This is a genomic window from Bacillota bacterium, assembly GCA_024655925.1.
In the GTDB taxonomy this organism is placed as follows: domain Bacteria; phylum Bacillota; class DTU025; order DTU025; family JANLFS01; genus JANLFS01.
In genome coordinates, this window is sequence record JANLFS010000119.1 from 1 (window position 1) to 562 (window position 562).

General features: G+C 58.0%; 2 protein-coding genes. One reads left to right on the plus strand and one right to left on the minus strand.

Annotated elements, in window-relative coordinates:
- Positions 1 to 48: 48 nt before the first annotated feature.
- Positions 49 to 183: a hypothetical protein gene (locus NUW23_13960; GenBank protein MCR4427266.1), complete on the minus strand. Its 135-nt coding sequence runs from the start codon at positions 181 to 183 to the stop codon at positions 49 to 51.
- A gap of 103 nt (positions 184 to 286) precedes the next feature.
- Here NUW23_13960 and NUW23_13965 point away from each other — a divergent pair, with 103 nt between their 5' ends.
- On the plus strand, positions 287 to 451 hold the full coding sequence (locus NUW23_13965; protein MCR4427267.1) for a hypothetical protein: 165 nt from the start codon (positions 287 to 289) through the stop codon (positions 449 to 451).
- The last annotated feature ends 111 nt before the right edge of the window (positions 452 to 562 follow it).

Below are 562 nucleotides of genomic sequence, written 5' to 3' on the forward strand. Positions count from 1 at the left end.
GCCAACGGAACCAGAGCGGAAGATAGTCTTCTCACATTCCTTCCCTCCTCAAGAACCGAGGAGTCCACGGACGACCCTGTTCTTGAGCGCGACGACCGTGAGCCGCATCACGGACTTCGCCGGCTCATCTCCGAGTTTCATCGCGAGCGCCAAGTCTGCCCCAAGCCGGTAGGTGACTGTCATACGACACTCCCCTCTCTTCTGTCCACGTTCTGATTATAGCATAGCATCCGATGCTTCCAGTGTTAATCGGGCAAACTAAGACGAGGCCGGAGGAGGATCTCCGTTGAAGTACCTGCTGTTGCTCGCAGTCATCCTCATCATGGCGAACTCGTGGAGGTATGCCTATGCTGCCTGGCGGGAGAAGAACCGCTTTGGCGCAGTTGGCCTCGTACTCTTTACGCTTGGCACCATCGCGCTCGTAGCGTGGCAGCTATTCGCGGCACGCTAGACTTTGGGCCTCACGGGACCCATCGTCACGCCGTACCGCCTGACTTCGAACCGTGCCGAGACGGTTATCTCAAGCTTCTTGAAGGTGTCATGCCACCTCTCCCCCGCCGAT